The 240-nt window shown below is 37.5% G+C and carries 1 protein-coding gene; it reads left to right on the forward strand.

Features of this window, described 5'->3' with window-relative positions:
• Nucleotides 1-240, forward strand: a 240-nt coding sequence (locus IEX97_RS13125; protein ID WP_188883540.1) for an NAD-glutamate dehydrogenase domain-containing protein, incomplete at both ends; no start/stop codon positions are given.

A 240-nucleotide genomic window follows, 5' to 3' on the forward strand; every position in this document is an offset into this window, starting at 1 on the left:
TTGAAAACCTTGGATTGAGAGCGATTACCGAGCGGCCTTATGCACTTAAGTTTGGTAAAGGAAAAGTAACCTGGATCAATGACTTTATTTTACAATATACCAATGGCTCCGCATTTGATTTTGATGAAATTCGAGATTTGTTTCAGAAAGCCTTCACTCATATTTGGTTTAATGATGCCGAAAATGATGGATTTAACCAATTGGTACTTGGTGCAAGTTTAGATTGGCGCCAAGTTTCTG

The organism is Paenalicyclobacillus cellulosilyticus (assembly GCF_014647315.1).
Lineage (GTDB): Bacteria > Bacillota > Bacilli > Alicyclobacillales > Alicyclobacillaceae > Alicyclobacillus_J > Alicyclobacillus_J cellulosilyticus.